This window comes from Pseudomonas sp. SORGH_AS_0211, assembly GCF_031453455.1.
GTDB lineage: Bacteria > Pseudomonadota > Gammaproteobacteria > Pseudomonadales > Pseudomonadaceae > Chryseomonas > Chryseomonas aestiva.
Genome location: NZ_JAVIZV010000001.1, coordinates 3,305,009 through 3,319,549 on the forward strand (window position 1 = coordinate 3,305,009; position 14,541 = coordinate 3,319,549).

At 65.2% G+C, this 14,541-nt stretch carries 16 protein-coding genes; 3 read left to right on the forward strand and 13 right to left on the reverse strand.

The window, feature by feature from the left end:
- Window positions 1-7: 7 nt before the first annotated feature.
- The 5 genes from QE393_RS15335 to murJ form a co-directional block, all read right to left on the reverse strand.
- Window positions 8-454, reverse strand: coding sequence for a peptidylprolyl isomerase (locus QE393_RS15335; RefSeq protein WP_183633015.1), 447 nt, complete (start codon window positions 452-454; stop codon window positions 8-10).
- Window positions 447-950, reverse strand: a complete 504-nt coding sequence (gene lspA / locus QE393_RS15340; RefSeq protein WP_273806557.1) for a signal peptidase II — start codon at window positions 948-950, stop codon at window positions 447-449. Before lspA ends, QE393_RS15335 begins: the two co-directional genes overlap by 8 nt.
- The gene (ileS, locus tag QE393_RS15345; protein WP_310044444.1) at window positions 943-3,777 is read right to left on the reverse strand and encodes an isoleucine--tRNA ligase; all 2,835 of its coding nucleotides are present in this window, start codon (window positions 3,775-3,777) and stop codon (window positions 943-945) included. Before ileS ends, lspA begins: the two co-directional genes overlap by 8 nt.
- 1 nt (window position 3,778) lies before the next feature.
- Window positions 3,779-4,726: a bifunctional riboflavin kinase/FAD synthetase gene (gene ribF / locus QE393_RS15350; protein WP_310044448.1), complete on the reverse strand. Its 948-nt coding sequence runs from the start codon at window positions 4,724-4,726 to the stop codon at window positions 3,779-3,781.
- 79 nt (window positions 4,727-4,805) lie between these two features.
- The gene (gene murJ / locus QE393_RS15355; RefSeq protein WP_310044450.1) at window positions 4,806-6,344 is read right to left on the reverse strand and encodes a murein biosynthesis integral membrane protein MurJ; all 1,539 of its coding nucleotides are present in this window, start codon (window positions 6,342-6,344) and stop codon (window positions 4,806-4,808) included.
- A gap of 243 nt (window positions 6,345-6,587) precedes the next feature.
- Between murJ and rpsT the strand changes: the two genes are divergently transcribed.
- The gene (gene rpsT / locus QE393_RS15360; protein ID WP_007160795.1) at window positions 6,588-6,866 is read left to right on the forward strand and encodes a 30S ribosomal protein S20; all 279 of its coding nucleotides are present in this window, start codon (window positions 6,588-6,590) and stop codon (window positions 6,864-6,866) included.
- Window positions 6,867-6,954: 88 nt separating this feature from the next.
- Here the strand turns inward: rpsT and proB are convergent, their stop codons facing one another.
- The 4 genes from proB to rplU all read right to left on the reverse strand — a co-directional run bounded on the left by proB (window position 6,955) and on the right by rplU (window position 10,004).
- Window positions 6,955-8,073, reverse strand: a complete 1,119-nt coding sequence (proB, locus tag QE393_RS15365; RefSeq protein WP_160923903.1) for a glutamate 5-kinase — start codon at window positions 8,071-8,073, stop codon at window positions 6,955-6,957.
- A gap of 15 nt (window positions 8,074-8,088) precedes the next feature.
- Window positions 8,089-9,300, reverse strand: a complete 1,212-nt coding sequence (gene cgtA / locus QE393_RS15370; RefSeq protein ID WP_133861314.1) for an Obg family GTPase CgtA — start codon at window positions 9,298-9,300, stop codon at window positions 8,089-8,091.
- 102 nt (window positions 9,301-9,402) lie between these two features.
- Complete coding sequence (gene rpmA / locus QE393_RS15375) at window positions 9,403-9,663, reverse strand: 50S ribosomal protein L27 (RefSeq protein ID WP_007160792.1); 261 nt, start codon at window positions 9,661-9,663, stop codon at window positions 9,403-9,405.
- Between the two features lie 26 nt (window positions 9,664-9,689).
- A complete protein-coding gene (gene rplU, locus QE393_RS15380) occupies window positions 9,690-10,004 on the reverse strand; it encodes a 50S ribosomal protein L21 (protein ID WP_007160791.1) in 315 nt (104 codons plus the stop codon).
- A 400-nt stretch (window positions 10,005-10,404) separates the two neighbouring features.
- On the opposite strand from rplU, the gene QE393_RS15385 reads away from it, so the two are divergent.
- Window positions 10,405-11,379 carry a polyprenyl synthetase family protein gene (locus tag QE393_RS15385; RefSeq protein ID WP_273806562.1) on the forward strand — a complete coding sequence of 325 codons (975 nt, stop codon included), beginning with the start codon at window positions 10,405-10,407 and terminating at the stop codon, window positions 11,377-11,379.
- Between the two features lie 137 nt (window positions 11,380-11,516).
- The gene (locus QE393_RS15390) at window positions 11,517-11,771 is read left to right on the forward strand and encodes a hypothetical protein (protein WP_310044454.1); all 255 of its coding nucleotides are present in this window, start codon (window positions 11,517-11,519) and stop codon (window positions 11,769-11,771) included.
- A 2-nt stretch (window positions 11,772-11,773) separates the two neighbouring features.
- On the opposite strand, the gene QE393_RS15395 is transcribed toward QE393_RS15390, so the two are convergent.
- From QE393_RS15395 to QE393_RS15410, 4 genes are read right to left on the reverse strand one after another with little or no spacing between them, the layout of a single operon-like run.
- Window positions 11,774-12,391, reverse strand: a complete 618-nt coding sequence (locus QE393_RS15395; RefSeq protein ID WP_310044456.1) for an FKBP-type peptidyl-prolyl cis-trans isomerase — start codon at window positions 12,389-12,391, stop codon at window positions 11,774-11,776.
- A gap of 41 nt (window positions 12,392-12,432) precedes the next feature.
- Window positions 12,433-12,591: a DUF2256 domain-containing protein gene (locus tag QE393_RS15400; protein ID WP_158891806.1), complete on the reverse strand. Its 159-nt coding sequence runs from the start codon at window positions 12,589-12,591 to the stop codon at window positions 12,433-12,435.
- The gene (locus QE393_RS15405; protein ID WP_310044459.1) at window positions 12,588-14,138 is read right to left on the reverse strand and encodes a cryptochrome/photolyase family protein; all 1,551 of its coding nucleotides are present in this window, start codon (window positions 14,136-14,138) and stop codon (window positions 12,588-12,590) included. Before QE393_RS15405 ends, QE393_RS15400 begins: the two co-directional genes overlap by 4 nt.
- On the reverse strand, window positions 14,135-14,440 hold the full coding sequence (locus QE393_RS15410) for a DUF6482 family protein (protein WP_310044461.1): 306 nt from the start codon (window positions 14,438-14,440) through the stop codon (window positions 14,135-14,137). Before QE393_RS15410 ends, QE393_RS15405 begins: the two co-directional genes overlap by 4 nt.
- Between the last annotated feature and the right edge of the window lie 101 nt (window positions 14,441-14,541).

The following is a 14,541-nucleotide window of genomic DNA, read 5'->3' on the forward strand; positions in this document are numbered from 1 at the left end:
CGGTAGATCAATGGGAGACGGCAGGCTCGATGGCCAGGATGTCCACGTCGAAGGTCAGCACACGGCCGGCCAGCGGGTGGTTGAAGTCGATGATCACCTGCTCGTCGTCGTAGCTCTTGACCACGCCGGGCATCTCGCCGCCGGCGGCGTCGCTGAAGATGATCAGCAGCCCGGGCGAAAGCTCCATGTCACTGAAGTCGTCCCGGGCCATGGTCTGCAGGTTGCCGTCGTTGGGCTGGCCGAAGCCGCGCTCCGGCGGAATGGTCAGGCTGGTCTTGGTACCGGCTTCCAGGCCGAACAGCGCCTGCTCGAAACCGGGCAGCAGATTGCCGTCGCCGACGGTGAAGGTGGCCGGCGCCTTGTCGAAGGTGCTGTCCACCACGTCGCCGTTCTGCAGCTTGATGGCGAAATGCAGGGTGACCCGGGTATCCGGGCCGATGGTGATTTCAGCCATGGGCTTCCTCGGGCTTCTTCTTGCGGAACATGTCCAGAGCCAGCATCACGGCACCGACGGTGATGGCACTGTCGGCCAGATTGAAGGCCGGGTAGTACCACTCCTGGCGCCAGTGCACCAGGATGAAGTCGATGACATGGCCCAGCACCAGGCGGTCATAGAGATTGCCCAGGGCACCACCAAGGATCAGGGCCAGGGCGATGGCGGTCCAGGTGTCGTTGCGCAGGCGCTTGAGCCAGACCACCAGGACCACGCTCACCACCGCCGCGATACCGGCAAAGAACCAGCGCTGCCAGCCGGAGTGATCGGCCAGGAAGCTGAAGGCAGCGCCCGGGTTGTAGGCCAGGGTCCAGCTGAGGATGTCCGGAATCACCGGCACCCGCTGGTAGAGCGACAGATTGGCCTGGAAGTAGAGCTTGGTCAGTTGATCCAGCAGGATCACCAGCACACTCAGGGCCAACCAGGGCAAGGCACCGAAACGCGGGGCGTCACGCATGCTCGCGCACCTCGCCCGCGCCGTAGACGTTGGTCACGCAGCGCTCGCAGATCTCCGGGTGCGCGGCATCCTGGCCGACGCTGTGGCTGTGGTGCCAGCAGCGGGCGCACTTGGGTGCCTCGGACTTGCGCACCACCAGCTTGAGCCCGCTCAGTTCGCTGGCCACGGCGCTTTCCGGGGCCTTTTCCAGCGGCTGGACAGCGGCCTGAGACGAGATCAGCACGAATCTGAGCTCGTTGCCCAGGGCCTCCAGTACGGTCTGCAGGGCGCTGTCGGCGTAGAGGGTGATCTCCGCCTGCAGGCTGCCACCCAGGGTCTTGGCGGCGCGCTGGTTCTCCAGCTCCTTGTTGACCGCGGCCTTGACCGCCATGACCTGATCCCAGTAGGCGCGATCCAGGGTCGCACCCTCGGGCAGGGCGAAGAGGCCGTCGTACCAGGTGGTCAGCATCACCGACTCTTCACGCTCGCCTGGCAGATACTGCCAGATTTCATCGGCGGTAAAGGACAGGATGGGCGCGATCCAGCGCACCAGGGCCTCGGCGATGAGATACAGCGCAGTCTGGCAGGAGCGCCGCGGCAGGCTGTCGGCGCCGGTGGTGTACTGGCGGTCCTTGATGATGTCCAGGTAGAAGCCGCCCAGCTCCTGCACGCAGAAGTTGTGCACCTTCTGGTAGACGTTGAGGAAGCGGTACTCGGCGTAAGCCTGCTCGATTTCCTGCTGCAGCAGCAGGGCGCGATCCACGGCCCAGCGATCCAGGTCGATCATGTCCTCGGGGGCGACCCGATTGACTGCCGGATCGAAGCCGGACAGGTTGGAGAGCAGGAAGCGCGCGGTATTGCGGATGCGGCGATAGGAGTCGGCGCTGCGCTGCAGGATCTGGTCGGAGACCGCCATCTCGCCGGTGTAGTCGGTCGAAGCGACCCAGAGACGCAGGATGTCGGCACCCAGGCTGTCGATGACCTTTTGCGGGGCGACCACGTTGCCCAGCGACTTGGACTGCTTGCGGCCCTGCTCGTCCACGGTGAAACCGTGGGTCAGCAGTTCCTTGTAGGGGGCATGGCCGTCTATGGCGCAACCGGTCAGCAGCGAGGAGTGGAACCAGCCGCGATGCTGGTCGGAACCCTCGAGGTAGAGATCGGCCACCGGCCCCTGGTCATGGGCCAGCTCGGCATGGGAGCCACGCAGCACGTGCCAGTGGGTGGTGCCGGAATCGAACCAGACGTCGAGGGTGTCGCGACTCTTGTCGTACTGGCCGGCTTCTTCGCCGAGCAGTTCAGCGGGATCGAGCTTGAACCAGGCTTCGATGCCCTCGCGCTCGACGCGCTGGGCGACGGCTTCCATCAGCTCGACGGTGCGCGGATGCAGCTCGCCGCTTTCCCTGTGGGTGAAGAAGGGAATCGGCACGCCCCAGTTGCGCTGGCGCGAGATGCACCAGTCGGGCCGGCCGGCGATCATGCCGTGCAGCCGCGCCTGGCCCCAGGCCGGGACGAACTGGGTCTGCTCGATGGCCGCCAGGGAACGCTCGCGCAGGGTAGCGCCCTCTTTGGGCTGCTTGTCCATGCCGACGAACCACTGGGCGGTGGCGCGATAGATCAGCGGGGTCTTGTGGCGCCAGCAGTGCATGTAGCTGTGGTTGATCGCCTCGTGCTTGAGCAGGGCGCCCGCCTCTTGCAGCGCGGCGACGATGGCCGGATTGGCCTTCCAGATGAACTGGCCACCAAACAGCGGCAGCGACTCGGCGTAGACGCCAGTGCTCTGCACCGGATTGAGGATGTCGTCGTTGCTCAGGCCATATTGCTTGCAGATGCGGAAGTCGTCCTCGCCATAGGCGGGCGAGCAGTGCACCACACCTGTCCCGGCGCCCAGCTCGACGTACTCGGCCAGGTAGATGGGCGACAGCCGCTCGTACAGCGGATGGCGGAAGTTGATCAGTTCCAGGGCGGTACCCGGGGCGGTGGCGATCACTTCGCCCTGCAGGCCGTAGCGCGCCAGGCAGCTTTCCACCAGCTCCTCGGCCAGCAGCAGCAGGCGATCGCCGACGTCCACCAGCGCATAGGTGAATTCGGGATGCACGTTGAGCGCCTGGTTGGCCGGGATGGTCCAGGGGGTGGTGGTCCAGATGACGATGGCGGTGGGCTTGGCCAGCGCGCCGAGGCCGAAGGCGGCCGCCAGCTTGTCGGCATCGGCGACCGGGAAGGCCACGTCGATGGCGTCGGACCTCTTGTCCTGGTATTCCACCTCGGCCTCGGCCAGGGCCGAGCCGCAGTCGAAGCAGAAATTGACCGGCTTGAGGCCCTTGAAGACGAAGCCCTTCTTGACCAGTTCGCCAAGGGCACGGATCTCGCCGGCCTCGTTGGCGAAGTTCATGGTCAGGTAGGGATTGCTCCAGTCACCGAGCACGCCCAGGCGGACGAAGCCGGCCTTCTGCTCTTCGATCTGCTCGCTGGCATAGGCGCGGCAGCGCTCGCGGGTCAGGTCCGCCGGCTGATTCTTGCCGAAGGTGGTTTCCACCTTGTGCTCGATGGGCAGGCCATGGCAGTCCCAGCCCGGCACATAGGGGGCATCGAAGCCGGCCAGGGTCTTGGAACGGGTGATGATGTCCTTGAGGATCTTGTTCAGCGCATGACCGATGTGGATGCTGCCGTTGGCATAGGGCGGACCGTCATGCAGGATGAAGGTCGGACGGCCCTTGCCGATGGCGCGCAGCTTCCCGTACAGGTCGATGTCCTGCCAGCGCTTGAGCGCTTCCGGCTCGCGCTGCGGCAGGCCGGCTTTCATCGGGAATGCCGTTTCCGGCAGGTTGAGCGTCGCTTTGTAATCGGTCATGTCAGTCCAGGCTCGTTGACGGTTGCCCCTGCCAGTAGGCGCGGGCCGTGGCGACGTCCGCTTCGATCGCCGCCTTGAGGGCCTCCAGAGAGGCGAATTTCTGTTCGTCGCGGACCTTCTGCACGAAGGTCACGCTGAGGTGGCGACCATAGAGGTCGCCGGAAAAGTCCAGCAGATGGATTTCCAGGTGTGGACGGCCATCGCCCTGCACCGTCGGCCGCTGGCCGATGTTGGCCACGCCCGGCACCACCCGCCCATCGATCAGGCTGCTGACCAGATAGACGCCGCGCAGCGGCGGTCGGCGCCGCTTGAGCTGGACATTGGCGGTCGGCCAACCCAGCTGACGCGCCAGCTTCTGGCCGTGCAACACTCGCCCCGAGAGGCTGTAGGGGCGTCCCAGCATGCGCGCGGCCAGGGCCAGATCGCCGTCGGCCAGGGCCTGGCGGATCAGGGTACTGCTTACCCGCAGGCCATCCAGTTCGACGGTGGTGGCGGCTTCCAGGGTGAAGCCATGGTCGCGAGCGGCCAGATTCAGGTAGGTGAAATCGCCGGCGCGGTCGCAGCCGAAACGGAAGTCGTCGCCGATCTCCAGGTGCTTCACGCCCAGGCCGTCCACCAGCACCTGCTGGACGAAGGCCTCGGCGGACAGCTCGCGCAGCCGCCGATTGAAATTCAGGCAGAGCACGTTGTCGACGCCCAGGCGCGCGAAGCATTCCAGCTTCTCGCGCAGGCGGGTGAGGCGCACCGGCGCGATGTCGGGCAGGAAGAATTCGCGGGGCTGCGGCTCGAAGATCACCACGCAACTGGGTACCCCGAGCTCCGCCGCCCGCTCACGCAGCCGCGCGAGGATGGCCTGGTGCCCCAGGTGAACCCCGTCGAAGTTGCCAATGGTGGCAACGCAGCCCTTGGGAAAGGCGTCGAGATGATGGAGACCGCGAAACAGCTGCATGGATAGGGATTGCTCAGAAATTAATCGATTATATCCGGATGCCCGCCGCGAGGACAGGCGCACACCCGGCCTTGTGCAATCACAGCACCGCGCGCCGATTGAAATCGCGCACGCGGAAGCCGAGCAGGAAGAGACTGGTGAAATAGGCCAGCACCCCCGCCGCGACCAGCCCACCCAGACGCAGCAGGCGCTGCCACATCAGCCCTTCGCTCCAGCTGGGCAGCAGTTGCATCAGACCGAACAGGACGGCGGTCATCACCACCACCGCGATCAGCAGCCGGAGCAGGAAGCCCGTCCAGCCGGGCTGGGGGATGAACAGGTTATGGCGGCGCAACTGCCAGAATAAAAGGCCGGCGTTGAGACAGGCCGCCAGGCCTATGGCCAGGGCCAGGCCGACGTGCTGCAGCGGCCCGATCAGGATCAGGTTGAGCACCTGGGTCACCGCCAGGGTGAAGAGGGCGATCTTCACCGGCGTCTTGATGTTCTGCTGGGCATAGAAGCCCGGCGCCAGCACCTTGACCAGGATGATGCCGAGCAGCCCCACGGCATAGGCGACCAGCGCCCGCTGGGTCATCAGGGCGTCATGGGCATCGAAGCGACCGTACTGGAACAGCGAGACGGTCAGGGGCTCGGACAGCAGCGCCAGGGCCGCGGAACAGGGCAGCACCAGCAGGAAGCACAGGCGCAGACCCCAGTCGAGCAGTCGCGAATACTCCTGGCGATCGGCCTTGGCGTAGGTACGCGACAGCGCCGGCAGCAGGATGGTCCCCAGCGCCACGCCGAGCACCCCCGACGGCAGCTCCATCAGGCGATCGGCGTAGTACATCCAGGACACCGAGCCGGCCGCCAGGAAGGAGGCGAAGATGGTGTTGATGATCAGCGAGATCTGACTGACCGAGACCCCGAGGATCGCCGGGCCCATCTGCCTCATGACCCGCCAGACGCCGGTGTCGCGCAGATTCAGCCGCGGCAGCACCAGCATGCCGATGCGCTTGAGGTGGGGCAGCTGATAGAGGAACTGGGCCAGGCCGCCCACCAGGGTCGCCCAGGCCAGCGCCATGATCGGCGGATCGAAATAGGGCGTCAGGAACAGCGCGAAGACGATCATGCTGATGTTGAGCAGGGTCGGCACGAAGGCCGGCACGTTGAATCTGTTCCAGGTATTGAGCACGGCGCCGGCCAGGGAGGCCAGGGAGATCAGCAGGATGTAGGGAAAGGTCACCCGCAGCAGGCTGGACGTGAGGGCGAATTTCTCCGGGGTATCGGCAAAGCCCGGCGCGGTGATCCAGATCACCAGGGGCGCGGCCAGCATGCCCAGCACCGTGACCACCGCCAGCACCAGGGTCAGCAGGCCGCTGACATAGGCCAGGAAGGTACGGGTGGCCTCCTCGCCCTGCTGGGCCTTGTATTCGGCCAGGATGGGCACGAAGGCCTGGGAAAAGGCGCCCTCGGCGAAGATGCGGCGCAGGAGATTGGGCAGCTTGAAGGCGACGAAGAAGGCGTCGGTGGCCATGCCGGCGCCAAAGGTGCGGGCGACGATGGTGTCGCGCACGAAACCCAGCACGCGGGACAGCATGGTCATGGAGCTGACGGCGGCCAGGGACTTGAGCAGATTCATGGCTGGAAGAGGACTCGGTGAGCGCAGCGGGACGTGACGAAGGAAGCGCGCGAGCGCAGTCGTGCGATGGGCACAAGCGATCGAGTGTAACGAGGCCCTTCATCGGCGACCAGCCGGATATCCATCCAGACGGCCTTGACAGCCGCCGCCAGGGACGTCAAGATTCGCGACCTTAATTTAGCTCTGTACTTGCTACAGAGTTCGCTCTGTACCCAATACAGTCTTTTTCGAAGGAGCTCCACGGTGGCTAACTCCCCCTCCGCCAAAAAACGCGCCAAACAGGCTGAGAAGCGTCGCAGCCACAATGCGAGCCTGCGCTCCATGGTGCGTACCTACATCAAGAACGTCGTCAAGGCGATCGAAGCCAAGGACCTGGAAAAAGCCAAGTCCGCTTACGTTGCTGCCGTTCCGGTCATCGACCGCATGGCCGACAAGGGCATCATCGACAAGAACAAGGCCGCTCGTCACAAGAGCCGCCTGAACGCTCACATCAAGGCCCTGGCTACCCCCGCCGCTGCCTGATAAGCGTTCGAACAAAAAACCGGCCCAGGCCGGTTTTTTATTGCCTGCGATTTGAGCGCCCAGCGCCTCCGGAGAGGCGCCAGGATCGTCAGACCAGGACCAGATTGTCCCTGTGGATCAGCTCGGGTTCGTAGACGTAGCCCAGCTCGACGACGATGGCATCCGAGGGCCGCCCCAGGATGCGTCGCGCCTCGGTCGCACTGTAGTTGACCAGGCCGCGCGCCACCTCGCGCCCGTCCGGACCGACGCAGGCGACCATCTCGCCACGCCGGAAGCTGCCTTCCAGCTCCCGCACACCCACCGGCAACAGACTGCGATGACCGCCCACCAGGGCCTGCACCGCACCGGCATCCAGGCGCAGGGTGCCACGCACCTGCAGATGCCCGGCCAGCCACTGCTTGCGCGCCGCCACCAGGCCGCGCTCGGGTGACAGCAGGGTCCCCAGCTGCTCGCCCTGCTGCAGGCGACTGAGCACCTGCTGGATGCGTCCCCCGACGATGACGGTATAGGCACCGGAACGTGCCGCCAGACGGGCAGCGCGCAGCTTGGTCTGCATGCCGCCACGCCCCAGGGCACCGCCGGTACCGCCAGCGACCAGATCCAGGGCCGGATCGTCGGCACGCGCCTCGCTGATAAGGCTGGCGTCGGGGTTGTTGCGTGGATCGGCGTCGAACATGCCATCGCGATCGGTAAGGATGACCAGCAGATCGGCCTCGACCAGGTTGGCCACCAGGGCAGCCAGGGTGTCGTTGTCGCCAAAGCGGATCTCGTCGGTCACGACGGTATCGTTTTCGTTGATCACCGGCACCACGCCCAGGCTCACCAGCGTCCGCAAGGTACTGCGGGCGTTGAGATAGCGCTTGCGATCGGACAGGTCGTCATGGGTCAGCAGGATCTGCGCGGTCTGCACCTGGTGCTCGGCAAAGCTGGATTCCCAGGCCTGCACCAACCCCATCTGCCCCACCGCCGCGGCCGCCTGCAACTCGTTGATGGCGGTCGGGCGCTGCGCCCAGCCGAGCCGACTCATGCCCGCCGCCACCGCGCCCGAGGACACCAGCACCAGCTCGATGCCCGCCCGATGCAGGGCCACCATCTGCTCGACCCAACCGGCCATGGCCCCACCGTCCAGACAACGACCGTCGTCGGTCAGCAGGGCACTGCCGATCTTCACCACCCAGCGCTGGGCGCCAGACACCTGATCACGCATGGGCAAGCTCCTTTCTTACCGTACGTAGAAGATTTCCGGACCGTCGCCGTCGTCTTCGTCATCGAAGTCGTCATCGGCATCGTCCACCGCCTTGACCCCGGAACGACGCAGGGCACGCTGGTCATCCAGCGCCTGCAGCCGCGCCCGCGCCTCGTCCTCGATTCGCTGATCGAGTTCTTCCAGCGCTTCGGCATAGGCCGGATCCTCGGCGAGGCGCAGGGTGCGCTCGTCGAGATACTGCATGATCGCCTGACAGAGCTGCTCGGTGCCCTCGCGCTCAAGCGCGGAGATGACAAAGACCGGACCCTGCCAGTCCAGGTGCTCGACCACCGCCTTGAGGCGCTCTTCGCGCTCATCATCGAGCAGCTGGTCGGCCTTGTTCAGCACCAGCCAGCGGTCACGCTCGCCGAGCGCCGGGCTGAACTTGGTCAGCTCGTTGATGATGGTCTCGGCCGCCTCGGCCGGATCGCTCTCATCCAGGGGCGCCATGTCGACAAGGTGCAGCAGCAGGCGGGTTCGCGCCAGGTGCTTGAGGAAGCGGATCCCCAGACCGGCGCCTTCGGAGGCACCCTCGATCAGCCCTGGGATGTCGGCGACCACGAAGCTCTTGAAGCGCCCCACGCTGACCACACCCAGGTTCGGCACCAGGGTAGTGAAGGGATAGTCCGCCACCTTGGGCTTAGCGGCCGACACCGCACGGATGAAGGTGCTCTTGCCGGCATTGGGCAGACCCAGCAGACCGATGTCCGCCAGCACCTTGAGCTCCAGCTTGAGATCACGTTCTTCGCCGGGCTTGCCAGGCGTGGTTTGCCGCGGCGCACGGTTGGTGCTGGATTTGAAACGGGTATTGCCAAGGCCGTGCCAGCCGCCCTGGACCACACGGATGCGCTGACCGGGCTGGGTCAGGTCACCGATGATCTCCTGGGTCGCCGCATCGATCACCGTGGTGCCCACGGGGACCGGCAGCACCAGGTCTTCACCCTTGGCGCCGGTGCACTCGGTGCTCCCACCCTTTTCACCGTTCTGCGCGGTGAAACGTCGGGTGTAACGGTAATCGACCAGGGTGTTCAGGTTGATGTCGGCTTCGAGCCAGATCGACCCGCCATCGCCGCCGTCACCGCCATTGGGGCCACCCTTCTCGATGAATTTCTCCCGGCGGAAACTCATCATGCCGTTGCCGCCGTCACCCGCTTTTACGTGTATGGATACTTCATCGACGAATTTCATCTGGACCTCCCGCGCTCGCGGGCCGCTGCAAACAAGGAAATAGCTTAACTACAAACGAAAAAGCCCCGTCGGGTAGACAGGGCTTTTCTTTCGTCACAGGCCTTAGGCGGCGGCGACGATGCTCACGTAACGACGGCCAAAGGCGCCCTTCACGTCGAACTTGATCACGCCGTCCACTTTCGCGAACAGGGTGTGATCCTTGCCGAGGCCCACGCCGTAACCGGCATGGTACTGGGTGCCGCGCTGACGCACGATGATGTTACCGGCCTTGACGACCTGGCCGCCGTACAGCTTCACGCCAAGGCGTTTGCTTTCGGAATCGCGACCGTTACGAGTAGAACCACCCGCTTTTTTGTGTGCCATGAGTCAATTCTCCGTTAGAGGCGAGATCAGGCCTGGATGCCAGTGATCTTGATTTCAGTGAACCACTGACGGTGGCCCTGACGCTTCATGTGATGCTTACGACGACGGAATTTGATGATGGTGACCTTGTCGTGACGGCCTTGGGCGGTCACTTCGGCGGTCACTTTGGCACCATCAACGACCGGCAGACCGATCTTGACGTCGTCACCGTTGCCAACCAGCAGAACCTGGTCGAAGGTGACGGTTTCACCGGTGGCGATGTCGAGCTTCTCGACCTTCAGGTATTCGCCTTCGGCGACCTTGTATTGCTTGCCACCGGTAACGATAACTGCGTAGGACATGGTAAATCTCCGTTAAACCTGCTCACCCGGTGCTTTATAGGAGGTATCGTCGACCGGCATGGCTGCACGGGACCGGAAGGACCGCCGCGCAATTGCGTAAGACAGGGGGTCAACCCTAGGAATGTTCAGGGCCCGCGATTCTACGCAAGCCCGGGCCAGGAGGCAAGAGCCGTCCGCCCGCGCCTTGACAGCCCCCCACCCCACCCCTAGCATGCCGCGCAACCTCGTTCAGCGGCCATGCCGGGCCGGTGCCCAGCCGAATCGGCAGGAGCGGCGAGCCGCGGGAGCGCGATGGCAATCCCTGGGCATGGCACTCGTGCCTGTCCCTAGGGCATAGTCTGGCGGTCATGCGCCATCCGGCCGCCTGAATATTGCCCGGACCTCCAGTGGACACCTCTCAATGACGCAGCAATCCCAGTCCTTCTATCGCGTGGTGACGGACGATTTCGCCGCCGTAGACGGCATCATCCGCCAGCAGCTGACCTCGCGCGTGCCGCTGGTCGAGAAGATTGGCGACTACATCGTCTCCGCGGGCGGCAAACGCCTGCGTCCGCTGCTGGTACTGCTGGCCGGCAAGGCGCTCGGGCGCGCCGACCACGATCTGCAGCTGCTGGCGGCGACCATCGAATTCCTGCACACCTCCACCCTGCTGCACGACGACGTCGTCGATGCCTCGGGGATGCGCCGTGGCCGTTCCACCGCCAACGCCCTCTGGGGCAATGCCCCCAGCGTGCTGGTCGGCGACTTCCTCTATGCCCGCTCCTTCGAGATGATGGTGGCGCTGGGCTCCATGGAGGTGATGCGCATCATCTCCCAGGCCACTCGCGTCATCGCCGAGGGCGAGGTGCTGCAGCTGTCGAAGATCCGCGACGCCAGCACCACCGAAGAGATCTACATGGAGGTCATTCGCGGCAAGACCGCCATGCTCTTCGAGGCCTCCACCCACAGCGCGGCGATCCTGGCCGGCGCCAGCGCCGCACAGGCCGACGCCCTACGCCGCTATGGCGATCATCTGGGCGTGGCCTTCCAGCTGGTCGACGACCTGCTCGACTACCAGGGCGACGCCGTGGCCCTGGGCAAGAACGTCGGTGACGACCTGGCCGAAGGCAAACCGACCCTGCCGCTGATCGTGACCATGCGCGAAGGCACTGCCGAACAGGCCGCACTGGTACGCCAGGCGATCCGCCAGGGCGGTAGCCAGGATCTGGAAGGCGTGCGCGCCGCCGTCGAAGCCGCCGGCGCCCTGGACTATACCGCGCGCAAGGCGCAGGAATTTGCCGAGCGGGCCATCGCCTGCCTGGACGCCCTGCCCGCCAGCGAATATCGCGACGCGCTCGCCGACCTGGGTCGCTTCTCGGTGGCCCGTACCCACTGAGGCCTGCCGTCGACTGACCAAGCCCGCCGTCGCCAAACTGCGGGCTTTTTCATGTCCTACTAAAAAAGTCAGGTAATCGGCTTGCTATTTATTGAATAAGAATTATTCTCATAAATAGCACAGCAGGAGCTCTTGCCATGACTTATCTGATCGACGCCTGGCTGGACCGGCCGCATCCCTATCTGCGCATCCTCAACCGGGAAACCGGCAAGGTCTGCGCGGAACTGGACGAGACGGCCCTGGAAGAACTCAAGGACCTGGGCGAGCTGGATCTGCACAGCCTCACCTCCAGCGAACCGCGGGTAGTGAAGGAGCAGATCCGCCAGGTCTTCCTGTTCAGCTACGCCCTGGCCCTGCGCCCGGACAACGAGGCGCTGCAGCTGGACTGCTAGCGTTAAAGGACGTCGAGCAGCTCGACGTCGAACACCAGCACGCTGTGCGGCGGGATGCCGCCGACGCCCTGGGCGCCATAGGCCAGTTCGCTGGGCACATGCAGGCGCCACTTGCTGCCGGCAGGCATCAGTTGCAGGGCTTCGGTCCAGCCGGCGATCACGCCGCCCACCGGAAACTCGGCCGGCTGGCCGCGCTGGTAGGAGCTGTCGAACACGCTGCCATCGATGAGGGTGCCGTGGTAGTGGGTACGTACCTGGTCTTCGCGAGTCGGCGTAGCGCCTTCACCCTGGGTGAGCACCTCGTACTGCAGACCGGACGGCAGCACCACGACGCCAGGACGCTCGGCATTGGCCTTCAGGTAGTCGACACCTTCCTGGGCGGCAGCGGCGGCCTTGATCTGGGCTTCCGCCTGCATGCGCTCGCGGATGACCCGGAAGCTGGCGTTCAGCGACTCGACGTCCACCCGGGAATTCTGGCCATCGAAGGCTTCGTTGAGACCGGCGAGCACGGCCGCCAGCTGCATGCCGGGGACCGGATTCTGGCGCAGCTGATCGCCCAGCTGGCGGCCGATGCCATAGCTGACGCGGGCTTCGTCGGTGTCGAGCAGGATGTCGTTCATAGCAGCGTTTCCATCGTCAAAAAGGAGCCGAGCCTAGCACATCAGGGACTCGACTCGCCGCCGCCCAGGCTGCCACGCTGGCGGCGACAGCGCTCGGAGCAGTAGCGCACCTCGTCCCAGTTGCGCTCCCACTTCTTGCGCCAGGTGAAGGGCCGCTGGCAGACCGGGCAGAGCTTGGTGGGCAGATCGGCCTTCTTCATAGGGATTCTCCTGCGTCGAGACGCGCCAGCAGTGCCTCGCCCCGCTGCCACAGCGCCTGTTGCCGCTCGGGAGTCTGACGATCGAGATTGCGATAGAGATTGAGCATGCGCGGATAGTGGGCGAAGCGCCCGCGATGGCGGATCAGGAAATGCCAGTAGAGGGCATTGAAGGGGCAGGCCCGCTCGCCCAGGGCCTCGCCGACCTGATAGTGGCAGCCCTTGCAGTAGTCGGACTGGCGACGGATGTACTGGCCGCTGGCGCAATAGGGCTTGCTCGCCAGGTAGCCACCGTCCGCGTGCATCACCATGGCCTGGGTGTTGGGCAGCTCGACCCACTCGAAGGCATCCAGGTAGACCGCCAGGTACCACTCGCCGATGGCCTGGGGCGCGATGCCGGCCAGCAGGGCGAAGTTGCCGGTCACCATCAGCCGCTGGATATGGTGAGCGTAACCCAGCGCCAGGGTCTGGCCGATGGCTTCGCGCAGGCAGGCCATGCTGGTCGTCCCGGTCCAGTAGAACTCCGGTAGCGCCCGGGTATTGCCCAGCGCATTGAGCTCCCGGTATTCGGGCATGCGCAGCCAGTAGACGCCATGGACGTACTCCCGCCAACCGATCAGCTGACGCAGAAAACCCTCGGCGCTGTTGAGCGGCACCCTGCCCTCGCGATAGGCGGCGTCCACGTCGGCGCAGAGCTGACGCAGATCCAGCAGCCCGATATTGAGCGCCGCGCTGATCCGGGCGTGATGCAGATAGGGCTCGCCACTGGCCATGGCGTCCTGGTAGCTGCCGAAGTCGCGCAGGCCAGACGCCAGGAAGTGCTGCCAGAGGCGCTCGGCCTCGGTACGGGTCACCGGATAGTCGAAACCTTCCAAACGACCATAGTGGTGGGCGAAGCGCTGCCCGACCAGGTGGAGCACCTCCCGGGTACAGGCATCGGGCGGGCAGCTGAAGGGCTCGGGGACAGGATGGCCCCTGGGCAGGGCCTGGCGATTGTCCCTGTCCAGATTCCAGACCCCGCCACAGGGTTCGTCCTCCCCTTCCATCAACCAGCCGTGTCGCCTGCGCATGCCGCGGTAGAAGGCCTCCATCCGCAACTCGGTACGGGCCCCGGCCCAGCGGGCAAAGGCGGCGCGGCTGCAGAGGAATCGATCATCGCCGTACCACTGCACAGGCACCGCCAGGGCGAGCCCCCGCAATGCCTGCTCCAGACGCCATTCGCCGGTTTCGGTCAGATGCACCTCGCGTGCGCCCGTCTTTTTCGCCCAGAAGGCGATCTCGGCCGGCAGCGAGCCCTGGTTGTCCGGGTCATCCAGGGTGCGGTAATGGACCTGGAAGCCACGCGCGCGCATCTCGATGGCGAAGTGGCGCATGGCGCTGAAGACGAGGGCGATCTTGCGCGGGTGATGCGGGACGTAGCTGGCTTCTTCCTGGACCTCGGCGAGCAGCAGCACGTCCTGGGCGGGATCGGCATCGCGCAGGGAGGCCAGCCGGGGCGACAGCTGATCGCCAAGGACCGGAAGCAGGCGCCGGGCGGCGCCGTCGCTCAAGAGGCGTTCCGGTAGTTCAGCGGGATCTTCAGGGGTTCCGAGGAGCGTGGCGCCATGCCGACCATCTCGTCATAGGCGCTGTGCTGGATGAGAAAGCACGGCAATGCCGGCAGGTCGGCCAATAGACGCCGGGCCTGGGCAGCGGAGCCCAGGCGGTAGAAGTGGCCATCCCACCCGGTCAGCCGCGTGCGACCGCTCCGAGTGAGCACCTCGAGCACATAGAAACCGCCCTCGATGGACAGCAGATTGAGTTCACGGACCTCGCCGGCCTGGGCGCGCTGGGTCAATTCCGCCAATTGCATGGAAACCTCCGGGTCGAGATCGACGCCAGGGATGGTATCGATCGGCAGCTGTGAGCATTCGACAACCTAGGACAAGCAAGCGCAGCGGCGCAATCCACAAA

Coding starts and splice junctions, on each gene's coding strand:
- QE393_RS15390 (WP_310044454.1), top strand. CDS start 11,517: ATGACTTATCTGATCGACGCCTGGCTGGACCGGCCGCATCCCTATCTG.
- ribF (WP_310044448.1), bottom strand. CDS start 4,726: ATGCAGCTGTTTCGCGGTCTCCATCATCTCGACGCCTTTCCCAAGGGC.
- QE393_RS15335 (WP_183633015.1), bottom strand. CDS start 454: ATGGCTGAAATCACCATCGGCCCGGATACCCGGGTCACCCTGCATTTC.
- QE393_RS15395 (WP_310044456.1), bottom strand. CDS start 12,391: ATGAACGACATCCTGCTCGACACCGACGAAGCCCGCGTCAGCTATGGC.
- QE393_RS15410 (WP_310044461.1), bottom strand. CDS start 14,440: ATGCAATTGGCGGAATTGACCCAGCGCGCCCAGGCCGGCGAGGTCCGT.
- murJ (WP_310044450.1), bottom strand. CDS start 6,344: ATGAATCTGCTCAAGTCCCTGGCCGCCGTCAGCTCCATGACCATGCTG.
- ileS (WP_310044444.1), bottom strand. CDS start 3,777: ATGACCGATTACAAAGCGACGCTCAACCTGCCGGAAACGGCATTCCCG.
- QE393_RS15400 (WP_158891806.1), bottom strand. CDS start 12,591: ATGAAGAAGGCCGATCTGCCCACCAAGCTCTGCCCGGTCTGCCAGCGG.
- proB (WP_160923903.1), bottom strand. CDS start 8,073: ATGCGTGATCAGGTGTCTGGCGCCCAGCGCTGGGTGGTGAAGATCGGC.
- rplU (WP_007160791.1), bottom strand. CDS start 10,004: ATGTCCTACGCAGTTATCGTTACCGGTGGCAAGCAATACAAGGTCGCC.
- rpmA (WP_007160792.1), bottom strand. CDS start 9,663: ATGGCACACAAAAAAGCGGGTGGTTCTACTCGTAACGGTCGCGATTCC.
- QE393_RS15385 (WP_273806562.1), top strand. CDS start 10,405: ATGACGCAGCAATCCCAGTCCTTCTATCGCGTGGTGACGGACGATTTC.
- lspA (WP_273806557.1), bottom strand. CDS start 950: ATGCGTGACGCCCCGCGTTTCGGTGCCTTGCCCTGGTTGGCCCTGAGT.
- cgtA (WP_133861314.1), bottom strand. CDS start 9,300: ATGAAATTCGTCGATGAAGTATCCATACACGTAAAAGCGGGTGACGGC.